This is a genomic window from Variovorax sp. CCNWLW186 (assembly GCF_037203865.1).
In the GTDB taxonomy this organism is placed as follows: Bacteria; Pseudomonadota; Gammaproteobacteria; order Burkholderiales; family Burkholderiaceae_C; genus Variovorax.
Map to the genome: position 1 here is coordinate 16276 of NZ_JBBCBO010000030.1, position 18971 is coordinate 35246.

Annotated in this window: 18 protein-coding genes; 13 read left to right on the plus strand and 5 right to left on the minus strand. The window is 65.8% G+C overall.

Going from position 1 to position 18971, the window contains the following annotated elements; translation table 11 throughout:
• Positions 1-252: 252 nt before the first annotated feature.
• Together V9K97_RS24965 and xylF are read right to left on the minus strand one after the other, a co-directional pair.
• Entirely contained in the window at positions 253-1443 is a 1191-nt protein-coding gene (locus V9K97_RS24965; protein WP_337321379.1) for a sugar ABC transporter permease, read from the minus strand.
• Positions 1444-1574: 131 nt separating this feature from the next.
• Positions 1575-2597 carry a D-xylose ABC transporter substrate-binding protein gene (gene xylF / locus V9K97_RS24970; protein ID WP_258502824.1) on the minus strand — a complete coding sequence of 341 codons (1023 nt, stop codon included), beginning with the start codon at positions 2595-2597 and terminating at the stop codon, positions 1575-1577.
• A gap of 296 nt (positions 2598-2893) precedes the next feature.
• On the opposite strand from xylF, the gene V9K97_RS24975 reads away from it, so the two are divergent.
• The 5 genes from V9K97_RS24975 to V9K97_RS24995 all read left to right on the plus strand — a co-directional run bounded on the left by V9K97_RS24975 (position 2894) and on the right by V9K97_RS24995 (position 7289).
• Positions 2894-3334, plus strand: coding sequence for a VOC family protein (locus V9K97_RS24975; protein WP_337321381.1), 441 nt, complete (start codon positions 2894-2896; stop codon positions 3332-3334).
• A 14-nt stretch (positions 3335-3348) separates the two neighbouring features.
• Entirely contained in the window at positions 3349-4260 is a 912-nt protein-coding gene (locus V9K97_RS24980) for an amino acid ABC transporter substrate-binding protein (RefSeq protein ID WP_337321383.1), read from the plus strand.
• A gap of 67 nt (positions 4261-4327) precedes the next feature.
• A complete protein-coding gene (locus tag V9K97_RS24985) occupies positions 4328-5215 on the plus strand; it encodes a LysR family transcriptional regulator (protein ID WP_337321384.1) in 888 nt (295 codons plus the stop codon).
• A 74-nt stretch (positions 5216-5289) separates the two neighbouring features.
• Complete coding sequence (locus V9K97_RS24990; RefSeq protein WP_337321386.1) at positions 5290-6324, plus strand: thiamine pyrophosphate-dependent dehydrogenase E1 component subunit alpha; 1035 nt, start codon at positions 5290-5292, stop codon at positions 6322-6324.
• On the plus strand, positions 6315-7289 hold the full coding sequence (locus tag V9K97_RS24995; protein WP_337321388.1) for an alpha-ketoacid dehydrogenase subunit beta: 975 nt from the start codon (positions 6315-6317) through the stop codon (positions 7287-7289). The genes V9K97_RS24990 and V9K97_RS24995 overlap by 10 nt, the downstream gene beginning before the upstream one ends.
• A 34-nt stretch (positions 7290-7323) precedes the next feature.
• Here V9K97_RS24995 and V9K97_RS25000 read toward each other — a convergent pair whose 3' ends face one another.
• Positions 7324-8088, minus strand: coding sequence for an SDR family oxidoreductase (locus tag V9K97_RS25000; protein ID WP_337321390.1), 765 nt, complete (start codon positions 8086-8088; stop codon positions 7324-7326).
• A gap of 111 nt (positions 8089-8199) precedes the next feature.
• Here V9K97_RS25000 and V9K97_RS25005 point away from each other — a divergent pair, with 111 nt between their 5' ends.
• Both V9K97_RS25005 and V9K97_RS25010 read left to right on the plus strand, forming a co-directional pair.
• Positions 8200-9126, plus strand: coding sequence for a LysR family transcriptional regulator (locus V9K97_RS25005; RefSeq protein WP_337321392.1), 927 nt, complete (start codon positions 8200-8202; stop codon positions 9124-9126).
• Positions 9127-9207: 81 nt separating this feature from the next.
• Positions 9208-10224: a Bug family tripartite tricarboxylate transporter substrate binding protein gene (locus V9K97_RS25010; RefSeq protein ID WP_337321394.1), complete on the plus strand. Its 1017-nt coding sequence runs from the start codon at positions 9208-9210 to the stop codon at positions 10222-10224.
• 14 nt (positions 10225-10238) lie between these two features.
• Here V9K97_RS25010 and V9K97_RS25015 read toward each other — a convergent pair whose 3' ends face one another.
• Together V9K97_RS25015 and V9K97_RS25020 are read right to left on the minus strand one after the other, a co-directional pair.
• Positions 10239-10565, minus strand: coding sequence for a DUF1840 domain-containing protein (locus tag V9K97_RS25015; RefSeq protein ID WP_126748513.1), 327 nt, complete (start codon positions 10563-10565; stop codon positions 10239-10241).
• A gap of 12 nt (positions 10566-10577) precedes the next feature.
• The gene (locus V9K97_RS25020; RefSeq protein ID WP_337321396.1) at positions 10578-11846 is read right to left on the minus strand and encodes a cyclopropane-fatty-acyl-phospholipid synthase family protein; all 1269 of its coding nucleotides are present in this window, start codon (positions 11844-11846) and stop codon (positions 10578-10580) included.
• A gap of 157 nt (positions 11847-12003) precedes the next feature.
• Here V9K97_RS25020 and V9K97_RS25025 point away from each other — a divergent pair, with 157 nt between their 5' ends.
• From V9K97_RS25025 to V9K97_RS25050, 6 genes are read left to right on the plus strand one after another with little or no spacing between them, the layout of a single operon-like run.
• Positions 12004-14352 carry a bifunctional salicylyl-CoA 5-hydroxylase/oxidoreductase gene (locus V9K97_RS25025; RefSeq protein WP_443304185.1) on the plus strand — a complete coding sequence of 783 codons (2349 nt, stop codon included), beginning with the start codon at positions 12004-12006 and terminating at the stop codon, positions 14350-14352.
• A 1-nt stretch (position 14353) separates the two neighbouring features.
• Complete coding sequence (locus V9K97_RS25030; RefSeq protein WP_126748516.1) at positions 14354-14830, plus strand: MarR family winged helix-turn-helix transcriptional regulator; 477 nt, start codon at positions 14354-14356, stop codon at positions 14828-14830.
• Entirely contained in the window at positions 14827-15681 is an 855-nt protein-coding gene (locus V9K97_RS25035) for an enoyl-CoA hydratase family protein (protein ID WP_337298184.1), read from the plus strand. Before V9K97_RS25030 ends, V9K97_RS25035 begins: the two co-directional genes overlap by 4 nt.
• 4 nt (positions 15682-15685) lie before the next feature.
• Complete coding sequence (locus tag V9K97_RS25040; protein ID WP_337321400.1) at positions 15686-16879, plus strand: acyl-CoA dehydrogenase family protein; 1194 nt, start codon at positions 15686-15688, stop codon at positions 16877-16879.
• A gap of 5 nt (positions 16880-16884) precedes the next feature.
• On the plus strand, positions 16885-18507 hold the full coding sequence (locus V9K97_RS25045; RefSeq protein WP_337321402.1) for an AMP-binding protein: 1623 nt from the start codon (positions 16885-16887) through the stop codon (positions 18505-18507).
• Entirely contained in the window at positions 18504-18902 is a 399-nt protein-coding gene (locus V9K97_RS25050) for a RidA family protein (protein ID WP_126748520.1), read from the plus strand. Before V9K97_RS25045 ends, V9K97_RS25050 begins: the two co-directional genes overlap by 4 nt.
• The last annotated feature ends 69 nt before the right edge of the window (positions 18903-18971 follow it).

Consider the following 18971-nt stretch of genomic DNA (forward strand, 5'->3'; position numbering starts at 1 on the left):
CCCTCCGCGAATGTCCCCCGGCCTGCGGCCTCCTCCTTTATTTCGCTGCGTGGAGCACCCGATGCCCTGTGCACTGGGACACGCTCTTGGTGTACCGCTGATCAACGACCGCTCTTTGCAACGCTCCCGCTGGCGGGGTGCCTTGCGCAGCGAAATAAAGGAGGAGGCCGCAGGCCGGGGGACATTCGCGGAGAAAGGTACCCCGTCGGCGGGAGCGCGCCCCGAACCAGACCGTGAACAACGCAAGTTCATCTAGTTCTCCCCAAACTTGCGCCGATACAGCACGTCGAACACAACGGCCACGATCAGCACCTGCCCGATGATCACCATGCGCTTGCCGATGGGCACGTCGAGCAGCAGCATGCCGCTGTCGAGCGACTGCATGATGAGCGCGCCCAGCACCGAGCCGAAGATGGAGCCGGTACCGCCCGCGAGTGCGGTACCGCCGATGACGGCCGCCGCGATCACGTACAGCTCCATGCCGGTGCCCAGCGAGTTGGTGCCGGCATTGAGGCGTGCAATCGACACGATGGCCGCCACCGTGACCAGCACCGCGAGCAACGCGAACAGCATCAGCGTGACGCGCTTCACCGGAATGCCCACCAGCGCCGCCGCATCGGGGTTGCCGCCCATCGCGAACACGTAGCGGCCGAAGCGCGTGCGGTGCACGATGAACGAGAGCACGATAGCCACCACGGCCCAGATCAACACCGGAATCGGCAGGCCCTGCGGCGCGTCCTTCGAGGCGATCTGGTAGTTGTTCATGACTGCCGCGAAGACGAACACCACAGCTGCGGGCACCGCCGTCAGCAGCACCTCCATCCACAGCGGCTCGTTGGGCATTTCATGACGGGCGCGGGCGCGGCGCTTCTGAAGCATGCGGGCGAACAGCACCAGCGTCACGAAGGCCGCGATGACCCATGTTGCGGTGGTGCCGATGCCGCCGTCGTAGCCTCCGCCGAGCCGCTGAAAGAACTCGTCGTTCACGGGCTGTGTCTTGCCGTCGGCCACCAGGAAGGCCGCGCCGCGAAACGACATCAGGCCGCCCAGCGTGACGACGAACGAGGGTACGCCCAGCATGGCCGTGAGCCAGCCCTGGTAGATGGACACCAGCAGCGCCACCGCAAGCCCTGCCAGGCAGGCCGTGGGCCAAGACCAGCCGGAGGTGTATTGCAGGTAGGCGATCAGCACACCGACGAAGCCCATGACCGAACCCACTGAGAGGTCGATGTGGCGCGCGACGATGACCAGCACCATCACCGTCGACACGATGCCCACCACGGCCGTCTGCTGCGCCACGTTGTAGAGGTTTTCGGGCGAAAGAAACACGCCGCCGGACATCACGTTGAAGACCACGCCCATCGCGATCAGCAGCACGCTCATCAACAGCAGCCGCAGGTCGACGCCGGTGCGCCGCCACCAGCCTGGTGTTTGGTTGCTCATTTTTTTTGCCCTCTCGAAGGTACGGGTGTGCGGCAGCTCTCCGGCCGGGCCCGCAGGCCGGCCGGCGCAGTGTTGCGCGGATCAACAGCGAGCGGTTGTGCTCGCAGCCGTCGTTGTTGCTGCTGTTGTTACTACTTGCAGGCCGCGGGCGCGCTGGCCGCCGGAACGCCCTTGCAGAGCTCGTCCTTCTTGATCCAGCCGGCCTTCACGACCACGTCGAGGTTGTCGCGCGTGACTGGCACCGGCGTGAGCAGGCGCGACGAGAGCGAGATCTTCTTCGGCCCGGAATTCCAGGGCGCGGCCTTTTCGACCGGCTTGCCTTGCGACAGTGCGATGGCAGCGCTGGCGGCCTCGCGCCCAAGCTCGCGCGAGTCCTTGAAGATGGTGGCGGTCTGCGTGCCCAGCGCAATGCGGTTGAGCGCCGCAAAGTCGGCGTCCTGGCCCGACACCGGAATGCCGCGCAGGCCCTTGGCCGTGAGCGCAGCCACCGCACCGCCGGCGGTGCCGTCGTTGGCGGCCACCACCGCGTCGACCTTGTTGCCGACCTTGGTGAGGATCTGCTCCATGTTCTTTTGCGCGACCTCGGGCTTCCAGCCTTCGGTGTATTCGTCGCCGACGATCTTGATGTCGCCCTTCTTCACGGCGGCGTCCAGCACCTCTTGCTGGCCCGCACGCAAAAAGTCCGCGTTCGGGTCGCTCGGCGAGCCCTTGATGATCACGTAGTTGCCCTTGGGCTTGACCTTGAACACCTCGCGCGCCTCCATGCGGCCGACCTCGACGTTGTCGAAGGTGATGTAGAAGACGCCGGGTGCTTCGATCAACCGGTCGTACGCCACCACGGGCACCTTCTGGCGAGTGGCCTTGGTAATGGCGGGCAGGATCGCGTCCTTGTCCATCGCAAGCACGATGAGCGCCTTGGCACCCTTGGACATCAGCCCCTCGATATCGCCCAGCTGCTTTTCAGGCGAACCACCCGCATCGGCGCTGATGTACTTGGCGCCGAGCTTCTCGAGCTGGGCCTTGATGGCGGCCTCGTCCGTCTTCCATCGCTCTTCCTGGAAGTTGGACCAGCTCACGCCGACCACGGTCTGGGCCAGTGCGCTCACTGCGGTGAGGCCGAAGGCCATGGCGGCCAAGGTGTGCTTGAGTTGCATCGATGTCTCTCCTGTGGTGGTGCCCGGCGAAAACGCCGTGTAAGAAATTAGTTAGTTTGAAGGGCGAACTAACTATCCCATTGGTGTTGGGCCAAGGTCATCCGGGAATTCCCGATAAGCCTGGTTTCAAAGTGCAAGGCGACTTCGTGAGCGGGCGGCACGCAAGAGACGCAGCAGAAGAGCGCCGGTGGTGCGCTGCAAAGCATTTAAGAAATCGATGCTCAGCAAGGAAATATATCGTTTTCGGTTATGAGGCTCGCTGCTTAAAGTTTGCCCACCTTCAACTCCCAGCCGCGATGTCCGCCATGAACGCTCCCCACGAAAGAATCCCTTTTCACCTGGCTTTTCCGGTCCGCGACATTGCCGAAGCGCGTGCGTTCTATGGCGATCTGCTCGGATGCCCCGAGGGCCGCAGCGCGCCCGAATGGGTCGACTTCGATTTCTACGGCCACCAGATCGTGGCGCACCTCGCCCCCGACGAATGCGGCCACAAGGCCAGCAGCGCGGTGGACGGGCACGACGTGCCGGTGCGCCATTTCGGCGCCATTCTTCCAATGGACAAGTGGCAGGCCATGGCCGACAAGCTCGTCGCGCGGCAAACCAGGTTCGTGATCGAGCCCTACATCCGCTTCAAGGGCGAGCCGGGCGAACAGGCAACGATGTTCTTTCTCGACCCGTCGGGCAATGCCATCGAGATGAAGTCGTTCGCGAATCTGGATTCGCTGTTCGCCGTTTGAGAAAGAAGCGCCGCATGAAAACTCCTTTGCTCATCGCGAGCGCCGCTGCTGCGGCTCTGCTGCTTTCGACGGCGAACGCTTCTGCGCAAACCGACACCTTGAAGAAGATCAAGGAATCCGGCGCCATCACCATGGGCGTGCGGGACGCTTCAGGCGCCATGTCCTTCACGCTCGGTCCGGGCAGCTACACGGGCTTTCATGTCGAAGTCTGCGAGCGTGTCATCGCGGACATCCGCAAGGCGTTGCAGCTCGAGAAGATCGGCGTGAAGTACCAGCTGGTCACGCCGCAGAACCGCATTGCCCTGGTGCAGAACGGAACGGTCGACATCGAGTGCGGCACCACGACCAACAACACGGCGCGGCAGAAAGACGTGGCGTTTGCGCCCACGCTCTACGTCGAAGGAGTTCGCATCGCCGTCAAGGCAGCTTCCGGCATTGCTTCCCCGGCCCTGCTTGCCGGCAAGGCCGTGGCCGCGACAACGGGCACCACGTCTGTGCAAATCCTGCGAAAGCTCAAGCGCGATGGTGCGGGCGAAATTGCGGAGGTGCTGGCCAAGGACAACAGCGAGGGCTTCCTGCTGCTCGAATCGGGCCGCGTGGACGGCTTTGCGGCCGATGGCCAGATTCTTGCCACGCTGATCTCCAAGAGCAGGGAGCCGGCGCAGTACAGGCTGCTCGACCAGGTGCTCAGCGTGGAGCCGATTGCAATCATGCTTCCGAAGGGCGACGCGGCATTCAAGAAGCTCGTCGACCAGAGCGTGGTGTCGCTCGCCAGGAGCGGAGAGGCCGCGCGCATCTACGACAAGTGGTTTGTGCAGCCTATTCCGCCCCACAACTCGAAGGTCGGCCTGCCGGCAAGCGCACTGACCAAGGCCGCTTGGGCGAACCCGACCGACAAGCCGATGGAAGAGTACGAGGCGCGGTAGCGGGTCGATGCATGGCTCCGAGCGATGAGTCGTTGAACCGGGCGTCGATTCTTGAGATGCTCGGGCCATGATCAACGAGCTCAGAACCTTCATTGCCGTGTGCCGACACGGCACGTTTGCCGCCGCGGGCGAGCGCATCGGCCTGACGCAATCGGCCGTCAGCAGCCAGATCAAGCGGCTCGAAGAGGCGCTGGGCTTCGAGCTGTTCGACAGGACGGGCCGGTCGGCTACCTTGAACGCGGCGGGCGAGACGACGCTGGGGCGCGCGGAAGAAATCTGCGCGCTCTATGCAAAGCTCGGCGAGCTGCCGGAGGAAGCCGCCCATGGCGGACTGCTGCGGATCGGCGCCATCGCCTCGACCCAATCGACGCTGCTCGCGCGGGCGCTTGCCAGCCTGCGCAAGGAGCTTCCGCAACTTCGCGTGCACGTGTCGCCCGGTGTGTCGATGCGGCTGATGGACGACCTGGATGCCGGCGTCATCGACGCCGCAGTCATCATCAGGCCGCCCTTCGGCATTCTTCCGGACCTGACGTGGCAATCGCTGGTGCATGAGCCGTACGTGCTCATCGCGCCCAAGAAGATGCCGGGGAAAGACTGGCGCACCCTCATCCAGGAGCAACCGTTCCTGCGCTACGACCGCGCATCGTTCGGCGGACGCATGGTGGAACGGTTCCTGCGCCGCGAAGGCATCGTAGTCAACGACTCGATCGAGCTCGACGAAATTCCGGGGCTCATCCACATGACATCCAAAGGACTGGGCGTTGCCCTGGTGCCGCTGGTCGAGGCGCACCTTCCGCTGCCTGCGAGCGTTCGCGTGCTCTCGCTCGGCGAGCTCACGTTCTACAGGGAGGTGGGCCTTCTCCAACGAAAGCCGCGAGCCAGTCCGCCCATCGTGGGGCGGCTCGCACACTGCTTGCAAGAAGCGGCCGAGGCAACCGAGACGCGTCGGGGGTAAGCCCCGTGCCGAAGGCTCGTCACGCTTGATACCATTTTTTCCCATGCGCCCGCATCACCGGCGCTGGAGACAAAATGGTTTCGAGCAATTCAAACGCCACGCCAGAAATCATCGGCGAGGCGCTGTACCGCACCATGGTCCGCATTCGGGCCTTCGAGAACGCCGCCGAAGCGGCCAGCCAGGGTGGCGTGAGCGCCTATGGCCAGCAGGCCGCCGGTTCCGCCAAGGTGCGCGGGCCGCTGCATCTTTCAACCGGACAAGAGGCGGTGCCGGCAGGCGTGTGCGCCCATCTGCGCGTGAGCGATTACCTCACCTCCACGCACCGCGGCCACGGCCACACGCTGGCGAAGGGCGCTGACCTGGTCCGCATGATGTGCGAGCTGTTCGGCAAGGCCACGGGCTTCAACGGCGGCAAGGGCGGCTCGATGCACATTGCGGACTTTTCGGTCGGCATGCTCGGCGCCAACGGCGTGGTGGCGGCCGGCCTGCCGATTGCCGTGGGCGCTGCACATGCGCAAAAGGTGCTCAAGAAAAACGGTGACATTACGGTCTGCTTTTTCGGCGACGGCGCAATCAATCGCGGCCCCTTTCTCGAGGCGCTGAACTGGGCGCGCGTGTACGACCTGCCGGTGCTCTTCGTCTGCGAGGACAACCGCTGGAGCGCCACCACGGCGAGCGGGCCGATGACGGCGGGCGAAGGCGCATCGACGCGTGCTGCCTCCATGGACATTGCGGCCACGCAGGTCGATGGCAACGATGTGTTCGCGGTGCACGAAACCGCTGCACGACTGGTGCGCGAAGTGCGCGATGGCGGCGGGCCCCGCCTGCTGCATGCGCTGACCTACCGGGTGAAGGGGCATGTCTCGGTGGATCTCGCGGCGTACCGCGATCCGGCCGAGCTCGCCGCTGCGCTCGAAACCGATCCGATTGCACGGGCACGCGGGCACCTGCTGTCGCACGGCGTCAGCGCTGCCACGCTCGACGCGATTGAAAACGCTGCCCGCGACGAGGTCGATACCGCCCTGGCCATTGCCGATGCGGCACCCTGGCCCGACGCCACCGCCGCTTTCAGCGACGTGCAGACCATCGGAGCCGGCCAATGGCACTGAACAAGGATTTCAAGGATTTGAGCTACTCCGAAGCCGCGGTGCTCGCGGTTCAACGCGAAATGGAAGCCGATGCACGCGTGGTGGTGCTCGGCGAAGACGTGGGCCGCGGCGGCATCTTCGGCCAGTACAAGGGGCTGCAGCAGACCTTCGGCGCCGAGCGCGTGATCGACACCCCGATCAGCGAGGCCGCGATCATGGGTGCCGGCGTGGGCATGGCACTCGCAGGCCTGCGCCCGGTGGTCGAGATGCGCGTGGTCGACTTTGCGCTCTGCGGCATGGACGAACTGGTGAACCAGGCCGCCAAGAACCGCTTCATGTTCGGCGGGCAGGGCCGGGTGCCGCTGGTGGCGCGCATGCCGGGCGGCATCTGGGACGCTTCGGCCGCGCAGCATTCGCAGTCGCTCGAAGCGTGGTTCGCGCACCTGCCGGGCGTGGTGGTGGTCAGCCCTTCGACGCCGCAGGACAACTACAGCCTGCTGCGCGCCGCCCTGCAGTGCGGCGATCCGGTGGTCTACATCGAGCACAAGACGCTGTGGGGCCTGCGCGGTAACGTGGACGAAGACATGGCCGTGCCGCTTGGCAAGGCGCGGCGCGTACGCGAAGGCAACGCCATCACGATCGTGAGCTGGAGCAAGCAGGTGCAGGCATGCACAGCCGCCTGTGATGCGCTCTCGGCCGAAGGCATCGAGGCCGACCTGATCGACCTGCGCACGCTCTGGCCGTGGGACCGCGAGACGGTGCTTGCTTCTTGCGCGCGCACGCAGCGGCTGCTGGTGGTGCACGAGGCGGTGCAGGTGGCCGGCTTCGGTGCCGAGATTGCGGCCAGCGCCGCCGAAGCCACCGGGTGCCGCGTGGCGCGGCTCGGCGCGCCGCGCATTCCGGTCGGCTATGCGCCGGTGCTCGAAGCGCAATCGCGCGTCGGCGCCGAAGCCGTGGTGGCGGCCGCGAAAAAACTGCTGGGCTGATGCCGGCCCTGAGGGCCCATCTCAGCTCAGCCGTTCAGGCCGCGAAGCCGCCGTCGATATTGAGGCTCGCGCCCGTCACAAAACCGGCCTCGGGGCTGGCCAGGTACGCCACCATGCCGGCAATTTCTTCGGGATGCGCATGACGGGCGAGCGCCATCAGCCCGTGCATGGCGGCGGCGTTCGGGCCGTCGACCGGGTTCATGTCGGTGTTGACCGGGCCGGGCTGCACGTTGTTCACCGTGATGCCGCGCGGGCCAAGGTCGCGCGCAAGGCCCTGCACCAGCCCCTTCAGCGCCGACTTGCTCATGGCATAGGCGCTGCCGCCGGGCCAGGGCATGCGCTCGGCGTTGGTGCTGCCGATGTTGATGATGCGGCCGCCTTCGCCCATGTGGCGCGAGGCCGCCTTGGCCGCGACGAACACGGCGCGCACGTTGATGTCGAGCGTCTTGTCGAAGTCCTCGAGCGAAAAGTCGTCGAGGCTGCCGCCCAGGAACACGCCGGCGTTGTTCACCAGCACGTCGATCTTGCCGAACGTGCGGGCCGCTTCGTCGATACCGGCGGTGAGCGCGGCGGCATCGGCGCTGTCGATCTTCAGCGCCAGTGCGCGGCCGCCTTCGGCTTCGATGCTGCGCGCGAGTTCGTCGGCCGGAGCGCTGGAGCTGGCGTAGCTGAAGGCCACTGCGGCGCCGTCGCGAACCAGGCGGCGCACGATGGCGGCGCCGATTCCGCGCGAACCGCCGGTGATGAAAGCGACCTTGCCGGCCAGGACGGGAGTGGTGGGTTGGGGGGTGGAGGCCATGTTGTTTCCTGCAGTTGTGAAGTGGAAGACCTTCAGTGTCAGGATTTCATTACCCTCGCGGTAGCCGTCAATTGGTGCAATCAAATTCAACCATTGGTTGAAAATGAGCGAATGGAACCGCTCAATCACCTCGATTCTTTTGTCCAGAGCGCGGAAAGCGGCAGCTTCTCGGCCGCCGCCCGAAGGTTGGGGCTCACGCCCGCGGCGGTCAGCAAGAACGTTGCCCGGCTCGAAGCGCGCCTGGGCGTCAGGCTGTTTCAGCGCAGCACGCGCCGCCTCACGCTGACGGAGGGCGGCGAGCGGTTCCTGGGGCAGATCGGCGGGGCGCTCGCAACGCTGAAAGACGCGGTGGCCGATGTCTCGAAGGACGACGGCCAACCGGCCGGCACGCTGAAGGTGAGCATGGGCCAGGCGTTCGGCCGCGAGCATGTCTTGCCGCTGATGGGCGAGTTTCTTGCGCGCTACCCGTCGATCCTGCCCGACTGGCATTTCGACAACCAGCAGGTGGACCTGGTGGGCGAGGGCTTCGACGCGGCCATTGGCGGCGGCATCGAGCTGTCGCCCGGCATGGTGGCGCGCGAGCTGGCGCGCATTCACGTGGTGGCGGTGGCCGCCCCGGGGTACCTGGCGGGCCGCACGCTGCCCGGCCATCCAGCCGAGTTGGCGCAGTTCGATGCGCTGCTGCGCCGTTCTTCGCCGACAGGCCGGCTGCGCAGCTGGACGCTGCAGCACGCCAAGGGCGACCAGACCACGGTGGAGCTGCCCCGGCCGCGCGCGATCTTCAACGATCCGGAAGCAATTGCGCATGCCGCGCTGATGGGCCTGGGCGTGGCCATGCTGCCGATGCCCTTCGTCGAGCGGGGCTTGCGCAGCGGCGAACTGGTGCGCCTGCTGCCCGAGTGGCATTTCGATGCGGGCGCGGTCTGGCTTTATTACCCAAGCAAGAAGCTGCTGCCGGCCAAGACGCGGGTGTTCATCGACTTTGTGCTGGAGCGCTTTCGCCGCGAGCGCTTCGCCGAGCGGATGCAGGTGGCCTAACCGGCATAACCGGCATACCCGGCGCACCACCGGGGTTTTTACCCGCGACGCACCATGCCCTTCACCTGTACAAACGCGCGCATGACTTCTTCAATCTTCAAAACGAATCGCCGGGCTGCGCTTGCCGCTTCCGCGGCGGTGATCGCCCTTGCGGCAACCCCTTCGTGGGCCCAGAACACCTGGCCGAACAAGCCGGTGCGCATCGTCGTGCCCTTTGCTGCCGGCGGCACCACCGACATCCTGGCGCGTGCCGTTGCGCCCGAACTCTCCAAGGCCTTCGGCCAGCAGTTCATCGTCGACAACCGCGCGGGCGCGGGCGGCAACGTGGGCGCCGAGCTTGTCGCGCGCGCGCCGAACGACGGCTACACACTGCTGATGGGCACGGTGGGCACGCACGGCATCAACCGCGCGCTCTACCCCAAGCTGCCGTTCGACCCGATCAAGGATTTCGTGCCGATCACACTGGTGGCCGCCGTGCCCAACGTGATGGAAATGAACGCCGACAAGGCCAAGGCCCTGAACATCCGCAACGTGCAGGATTTCATCAAGTACGCCAAGGCCAACCCGGGCAAGCTCAACATGGCTTCCAGCGGCAGCGGCACGTCCATCCACCTGGCGGGCGAGCTCTTCAAGAGCATGACCGGCACCTACATGGCGCACATCCCGTACAAGGGCTCGGGCCCCGCGCTGCTGGACCTGGCGGGCGGCAATGCCGACCTGATGTTCGACAACCTGCCTTCCTCGATGGCGCAGATCAAGGGCGGCAAGCTCACGGCCCTGGCCGTGACCAGCGCCCAGCGCTCCCCGGCGCTGCCCGATGTTCCGACCGTCGAGGAAGCGGGTGGCCCGGCGCTCAAGGGCTTCGAGGCGAGTTCCTGGTTCGGCTTGCTCGCGCCGGCCGGCACGCCGCCCGACATCGTGAACCGCATCCAGCAGGAAGTGGCCAAGTCGCTCGGCACGCCCGCCATCAAGGAAAAGATGCTGGCGCAAGGCGCCATTCCGAGCGGCAATTCACCCGCCGACTTCACCAAGCTGATTGCCAGCGAGCATGTGAAGTGGGCCAAGGTGGTGAAGGACTCCGGCGCAAAGGTCGACTGACCGCCCCGGCCTGGTCAGGTGCCCCAGGTGACGTCTTTTTTCTCGGCCAGCGAATCTCGCAGCATGTGAAGCAGCGGCGCGGCGCGCTGGTGCAGGCTCACATGCTGCTTTTCGGCGTCATCGGCATGGCCTTCGACGACGTGGTCGTCGTGGTTGTGGGGGGCGTTGCTGGCTTCGCGTGCCAGCGCGGACTCGAGCGCCGCGATGGCGGCGGGAATCTGCTCGACGGTGATGATGCCCTGGGGCGCGGCCGGCTTGCCGACGATGTCGAGCAGCTGGCGTGCATGCACCTCCAGCATGACGAAGTCAGGCGTAGCCCGCGACTGAAATTTATACAGCATGGTTGTTTTTACTCACTTGTAGATGTAGTCACGGGCAAAAGGGTACACCGATTGCGAACCGCGCAGCGCACCGTGCTCCACCCTGCCGTCCGGCTTGGTGGAAAGCATCTGGTGCAGTGAGATCCAACCCTGCTCGAAGCTCATGGCGGAGCCTGCCAGGTACAGGCGATACGCCCGCAGGATGCGCTCGGCATTGCGGCTCTGGGGCCCGCCGGTGCGCTCCAGCACTTCGCGTGCGGTGCCGAGCTGCGCCTCGAGCGCGTCCGACCAGGCCCAGAGCGTGCGCGCGTAATGCGGGCGCAGGCTTTCTGTGTCGACCATCTCCAGCCCCGCGGCAGCCGTTTCGCGCAGCACATGCGTCACATGCAGCAGCTCGCCGCCCGGGAAAATGTACTTCTCGATGAAGTCGCCCATGCCCGCGCCCAGCTGCCGGTAGTCGAGCTGGCCCGAGGTAATGCCGTGGTTCAGCACCAGGCCGCCGGGCTTCAGCAGCGAATGGATCTTGCGGAAATAGGTCGGCATGTTGGCCGCACCCACGTGCTCGAACATGCCGACCGACGCGATCTTGTCGAAAGGCGCATCGGCGGAAAGCTCACGGTAGTCGCGCAGCTCCACGCGCACCCGGCCCTGCAGGCCTTTTTCGTCGATGAGCCGCTGTACATGCGCATGCTGGTTCTTCGACAGCGTGATGCCGGTGGCGTCCACGCCGTAATGCTCGGCCGCCCACATCAGCAGGCCGCCCCAGCCGGAGCCGATGTCCAGGAACCTCTCGCCGGGCTGTAGCAGCAGCTTGCGGCAGATGTGGTCGAGCTTGGCTTCCTGCGCCTGGGCAAGCGTCAGGTCGGGGGTGCGGAAGTAGGCGCACGAGTAAACCCGGCGCGGGTCGAGCCATAGCGCGTAGAAGTCGTCCGAAACGTCGTAGTGGAACTGGATCTGCTCCGCATCCTTGTTCAGCGAGTGCGAGCCGCGGGACTTGGCCAGCCGGGCCAGGCGGGTCCACCAGGTGGTGTTGGTCTCGGCGGGGTTGCCGGGCAGCATGCCGACCGTTGCGTCGACCAGGTCGCGCATTGCGCCTTCGATCTGGACCTTGCCTTCTACATACGCCTCGCCAATGGCGCCCACCTGACGGGCGGCCAGCTTGGCCAGCGCGGACCACTCGCTGAACGCCAGGGTGACGCGGGACCCCGGCTTGGCAACTCTTCGGCCATCAGGCAATTCCAGCGCGATGGGCACGGGCAGCGACGCAAGCTGCGACTCGATCTTGGGTATCAAGCTTTGCATGGTGCGGCCATGGTATTGATTTTTTCAGTTTTTTGCATGACATCGCACAACCTGCAAGGTACCCCCTGTGGTAATGGTCCCGTTGACAGCAGATTGTTTATGCTTAAACTATTCAATCATGAACAGCCTTACCGCCGGCGCTTCAGCCGCACCCGCCATGGACCTTCAACGCATCCTGTGCATCGGCGGCGGGCCCGCCGGGCTGTATTTCGCGCTGCTGATGAAGGCGCGCAACCCGGCGCTCGACATCACCGTGGTCGAGCGCAACCGCCCGTTCGACACCTTTGGCTGGGGGGTTGTGCTCAGCGACCAGACGCTGGCCAACCTGGCGGCGGCGGACGGCGAGACCGCGGCGCTCATCGGCAACGAGTTCCATCACTGGGACGACATCCAGGTGTTCTTCAAGGGCCGCCAAGTCCGCTCGGGCGGGCACGGCTTCTGCGGCATCGGCCGCAAGCGGCTGCTGAACATCCTGCAGGAGCGATGCCTGGCGCTGGGCGTGAAGCTGGTCTTCGAAACCGACGCGACGGACGACCAGGCGATTGCCGCCCAGTACAACGCCGACCTGGTGATTGCCAGCGACGGGCTCAACAGCCGCATCCGCCAGCGCTATGCCGATGTGTTCAAGCCCGACATCGACCTGCGCAACTGCCGCTTCGTGTGGCTGGGCACGAACCAGACTTTCGACGCATTTACCTTTGCTTTCGAGCAGACCGAGCACGGCTGGTTCCAGGCGCACGCCTACCAGTTCGACGACAAGACATCCACCTTCATCGTCGAAACACCCGAGGCGGTGTGGAAGGCCCATGGCCTCGACCAGATGGAGCAGCCCGAGGCCATCGCCTTCTGCGAGAAGCTGTTCGCCAAGTACCTGGGCGGGCATCCGCTCATCAGCAACGCCACGCACCTGCGCGGCTCGGCCAACTGGATCCGCTTTCCGCGCGTGGTGTGCGAACGCTGGACGCACCGCATCGACGTGCAGGGCCGCTCGGTGCCCGTGGTGCTGATGGGCGACGCGGCGCACACGGCGCATTTCTCGATCGGCTCGGGCACCAAGCTCGCGCTCGAAGACGCGATCGACCTGGCGAATGAATTCGAGCGCGGCGGCACTGTCGACCACGTGCTCGAAGGCTACGAGGCACGCCGCAGCGTCGAGGTGCTCAAGATCCAGAACGCGGCCCGCAACTCCACCGAATGGTTCGAAAACGTGCCGCGCTACACCGGCATGCAGATCGAGCAGTTTGCCTATTCATTGCTCACGCGCTCGCAGCGCATCAGCCACGAGAACCTGCGCGTGCGCGACACCGAATGGCTCGGCGGCTACGAGCGCTGGCTCGCGGGCGGCAAGCCGGTGGTGCCCATGCTGATGCCGCTTACCGTGCGCGGCCTCACGTTGAAGAACCGCATCCTGGTGTCGCCGATGGCCACCTACAGTGCGGTCGACGGCGTGCCTCAAGACTTCTTGCTGGTGCACCTGGGTGCTCGCGCGCTCGGCGGCGCCGCCATGGTGTTCGTCGAAATGACGAGCCCGACGCCCGAGGGCCGCATCACCCCCGGCTGCACGGGCCTCTACAACGACACGCAGCAGGCCGCGTTCAAGCGCATCGTCGATTTCGTGCACACGCAGTCGGGCGCGAAGATTGCCATGCAGCTCGGCCACAGTGGGGCCAAGGGCTCGACGCGCGTGGGCTGGGAAGGCACCGACGAGCCCCTGGAGAGCGGCAACTGGCCGCTGCTGTCCGCCAGCGCGGTGGCCTATGGCGAGCAGAACCAGTTGCCGGCCGCCATGACGCGCGAGCAGATGGACGACATGCGCGAGCGGTTCGTCGAATCCACCCGTCGCGCGGCCGAATGCGGCTTCGACTGGCTCGAGCTGCACTGCGCGCACGGCTACCTGCTGTCGGCCTTCATCAGCCCGCTGACCAACCTGCGCACCGATGAGTACGGCGGAGGCATCGAAGCGCGCTGCCGCTATCCGCTCGAAGTGTTCCGCGCGATGCGCGCCGCCTGGCCTGAAGACAAGCCGATGAGCGTGCGGATCTCCGCGCACGACTGGGCGCCCGGCGGCAACACCGACGCGGATGCGGTCATCGTTGCGCGCCTCTTCAAGGAAGCCGGCGCCGATTTCATCGACGTGTCTTCCGGCCAGACCACGCGCGCCGCAAAGCCCGTGTATGGCCGCATGTACCAGACGCCGTTCTCGGACCGCATCCGCAACGAGGTCGGCATCTCGACCATTGCAGTGGGCGCCATCACCGATGCGGACCAGGCCAACAGCATCATTGCGGCCGGACGTGCCGACCTCTGCGCCATCGCGCGCCCGCACCTCGCCGACCCCGCCTGGACGCTGCACGAGGCCGCCAAGCTGCAAAGCCGCGATGTCGATTGGCCGAAGCAGTACCTGAGCGGGCGCGACCAGATGTACCGCGAGATTGCCAAGCAGCAGCAGATGGCCGCGGCGGCCAATGCCGCAATGGCCGCGCAGAACAACGAGGAGACGCACTGACATGGACCTCGAAGCGCGCGCCCACAGCGAACACCCCGAGGCCCTGCGGCTCTGGCTGCGGCTCCTCACCTGCACGCAGCTGATCGAGAAGCAGGTGCGCAACGAACTGCGCTCGCAGTTCTCGACCACACTGCCGCGCTTCGATCTGATGTCGCAGCTCGAGCGCGCGCCCGACGGCCTGAAGATGAACGAGCTCTCGCGCCGCATGATGGTGACGGGCGGCAACGTGACCGGCATCACCGACCAGCTGGTGACCGAAGGGCTGGTGGAGCGCGTCGACGTCGAGGGCGACCGGCGCGCCTGGCGCGTGCGTCTTACCGCGCGCGGCCGCAAGCTCTTCAATGAAATGGCGCAGCAGCACGAAGACTGGATCGTCGATGCCTTCGCGGGACTCAGCGCCAAGGAGATCGCGCAGCTTCACAAGCTGCTCGGCAAGGTCAAGCAACACTCACACAGCCAGATGGCGGAGGCCGAATGAAGCACTACATCGGAGCGGGCAATCCCATGCGCGCGCAATTCGAGGCCAAGGCGCCTTACGAGGCCAAGCACTTCGCGTGGAGCTATGAAGCCGGCGTCGGCACCGTCACGCTGAACCGGCCCGAGCGCAAGAACCCGCTCACATTCGACTCGTACGCCGAGCTGCGCGATCTCTTTCGCGCGTTGAACTACGCCACCGACGTGAAGGCCATCGTCATCACCGGCGCGGGCGGCAACTTCTGCTCGGGCGGCGACGTGCACGAGATCATCGGCCCGCTCACCGGCATGCGCATGCCCGAGCTGCTGGAGTTCACGCGCATGACGGGCGACCTCGTCAAGGCGATCCGCGCGTGCCCGCAGCCGATCGTCGGCGCGATCGACGGCGTGTGCGCCGGCGCCGGCGCGATGATTGCGCTGGCCTGCGACCTGCGCTACGGCTCGCCCGCCACGCGCACTGCCTTTCTTTTCACACGCGTAGGCCTTGCCGGCGCGGACATGGGTGCCTGCGCACTGCTGCCGCGCGTGATCGGCCAGGGCCGTGCATCGGAGTTGCTCTTCACCGGCCGCGCAATGACGGCGCAGGAAGGCCATGCCTGGGGCTTCTTCAACGCGCTGCACGAAAGCGATGCACTGCTCGAGGCTGCCACCAAGGTGGCGCGCGAACTGGCCGAAGGCCCGAGCTTCGCGCACGGCATGACCAAGACGATGCTTTCGCAGGAATGGTCGATGACCATCGACCAGGCCATCGAAGCCGAAGCGCAGGCGCAGGCCATCTGCATGCAGACCGAAGACTTCAAGCGCGCCTACGAAGCCTTCGCCGCCAAGCGCAAGCCGGTGTTCGGTGGGGACTGACGCCATGATGACGAAGATTCCCGCTCCACCTTCGACGGCGCATCTCGCGCTGCCCTTCTTCGACGAAGCCCATCGCTCGCTCGCGCGCGACCTGCTGCCCTGGTGCGCAGCGCAAGAGATCGATGAGCGCGACGACCGCGCAGCCTGCCGCGAGTGGGTAAGGCGCCTCGGCGACGGCGGCTGGCTGCGCTATGCGGTGCCCGGCAGCGCGGGTGGTGCGCTCGAGCGCCTCGATTCGCGCGCGCTCGTGCTGCTGCGCGAAACACTGGGCTACCACTCGCCGCTGGCCGACTTCGCTTTTGCGATGCAGGGGTTGGGCAGCGGTGCGATCACGCTTGCGGGTACACCCGAGCAGCAGTCGCAATACCTCACGGCCGTAGGCAAGGGCGAGAAGATCGCGGCCTTTGCGTTGAGCGAACCCGATGCGGGTTCGGACGTGGCCGCGATGGCGATGCGCGCCGAGCCCACCGCCGAGGGCTGGCGCCTGAACGGCACGAAGACCTGGATCAGCAATGGCGGCATCGCCGACTTCTATTGCGTGTTCGCAAAGACGGACCCAACGGGCGGTACGCGCGGCATCACGGTGTTCATCGTCGATGCGAAGACACCCGGGCTCGACACGTCCGAGCACATTGACGTGATGGCACCGCATCCGTTGGCTACGCTGCGCTTCGACAACTGCGTTGTGCCGCGCACGGCGCAGCTGGGTGAGCTCAACGGCGGCTTCAAGCTGGCAATGCGCACGCTCGACATCTTTCGCGCCTCGGTGGCAGCCGCCGCGCTGGGCATGGGACGCCGAGCACTCGCCGAGGCCGTCGCGCATGCGAAGAGCCGCCGCATGTTCGGGCAGACGCTCGCCGACTTCCAGCTCACGCAGGCCAAGCTGGGTGAGATGGCTGCATTGATCGACAGCGCCGCATTGCTCACCTATCGCGCCGCGTGGATGCGCGACGACGCCGAGCAGCGCGGTGCAGCCGCAGTGGGCGATGTGTCCGCTGCGGCGGCCATGGCCAAGATGTGCGCCACCGAGAACTCGAGCCGCGTGATCGACATGGCACTGCAGATGCACGGCGGCCTTGGCGTGAAGGTTGGCACGAAGATTGAAAGCCTCTACCGCGACATCCGCTCGCTGCGCATCTATGAAGGCGCGACGGAGGTTCAACAACTGATCATTGGCAAATCCGTTCTGCGGGGATAAATACCGTGTCTGCCCAAGTCGACCGCTTCGTTCACGACCGCCTGCCGCCCGCCGAGCAGTTGCCGGTCTTTCGCTACGACCTTCCGGAGTTGCAGCTGCCCGATCAGCTGAACCTGGTCGAAGAGCTCCTGGACAAGGCGCCCGCCAAGGGGTTCGGCGACATGCCGATGCTGCGTTCGCCGACGGGCACGCTGACCTACTCACAGGCGGCCGTCGAGGTCAACCGCATCGCGCAGGTGCTCACCGAAGATCTGGCGCTCGTGCCGGGGAACCGTGTGCTGCTGCGCGGCGGCAATTCGGTGGCCATGGCGTTGGCCTGGCTCGCGGTCGTCAAGGCCGGCCTGATTGCAGTGGCCACCATGCCGCTGCTGCGCGCCAAGGAGCTGGGCGACATCATCGAGAAGGCGCAACCGGTAGCAGCGCTGTGCGACGGCCGGCTGCTCGACGAACTCTCGATTGCGCAGCGGGAGCATCCGGTGCTCGCATCGGTGATTGCCTTCAACAAGCCCGATGCGCCCGATTCGCTGTCGGCACGTGCGGCGGGCAAAAGCGGTGTGTTCACGGCGTGCCCGACGGCGTCGGACGACATCGCATTGCTTGCATTCACATCGGGCACCACCGGCAAGCCCAAGGCACCGGTCACCACGCACCGCGACGTTCTTGCAATGTGCGAGACATGGCCGCGCCACGTGCTGCAGGCTCGAAGCGACGACATCGTGATCGGCTCGCCGCCGCTGGCCTTTACCTTCGGACTTGGCGGGCTGCTGGTGTTCCCGATGTGGGCCGGAGCCTCTGTGTACTTTGCCGATGCGCCGTTCACGCCCGAAGGGCTCGTGAAGCTCATCAATGAGGTCGGCGCGACCATCTGCTACACCGCGCCTACGTTCTACCGACAGATGGCGCCCTTCGTTCGACAGCACGGCGCTCCGAGCCTGCGCATCTGCGTGAGCGCCGGCGAAGCGCTGCCTGACGCGACGCGGCAGCTCTGGAAGGAAGCCACCGGCATCGAGATGCTCGACGGCATCGGCGGCACCGAGGTGTTCCACATCTACATCTCCGCCGCGGGCGATCAGGTGCGCCGCGGTGCGGTCGGCAAGGTGGTGCCCGGTTTCACTGCAAAGGTGGTGGACGACGCGGGCAACGAAGTGCCGCGCGGTACGGTCGGCAAGCTGGCGCTGCAGGGCCCGGTCGGTTGCCGCTATCTGGACGATCCGCGCCAGGCCGACTACGTGAAGAACGGCTGGAATTACCCCGGCGATTCGTTCGTGCAGGACGACGACGGCTACTTCTTCTATCAGGCGCGCGCCGACGACATGATCATCACGGCCGGCTACAACGTAGGCGGCCCAGAGGTGGAAGATGCGCTGCTCAAGCATCCGGCGGTGGCCGAGTGCGGCGTCATCGGCAAGCCCGATCCGGACCGCGGCATGATCGTGAAAGCCTTCTGCGTGCTGAAGCCCGGCCATGAAGGCGACGACGCACTGGTCAAGGCGCTGCAGGACCACGTGAAGGCCAGCATCGCGCCCTTCAAATACCCGCGGGAGATCGAGTTTGTGACGGTGCTTCCGCGCACCGAGACCGGCAAGCTCCAGCGATTCAAACTGAGACAACTCAACAGCACAACATGATGAACAAACTCTTGCAGCCACCGGGCTGGCTACCCCCCAAGGGCTATGCGAATGGCGTGGCCGCACGCGGCACCATGGTGTTCGTTGGCGGACAGATCGGCTGGAATGCGCAGCAGCAGTTCGAGTCGGACGACTTCATCGACCAATGCGGCCTGGCGCTGCGCAACATCGCCGAAGTGCTGCGCGAAGCGGGCGCCGGCCCCGAGCACATGGTACGCATGACCTGGTACGTGACGGACCGCGACGAATACAGCCGGCGGCTGGCCGAACTCGGGCCCGTGTACCGCGAAGCGATGGGGCGCAACTTTCCGGCCATGACCTGCGTGCAGGTGGCGGCGCTGGTCGAGCACCGTGCCAAGGTCGAGATCGAAGTGACGGCGGTCATTCCCGACTGACCGGCAGAGCAATAAAAAAGCCCTCGCGAGAGGGCTTTTTATTTGGATTCATCGACCAAAGAAAAAGGC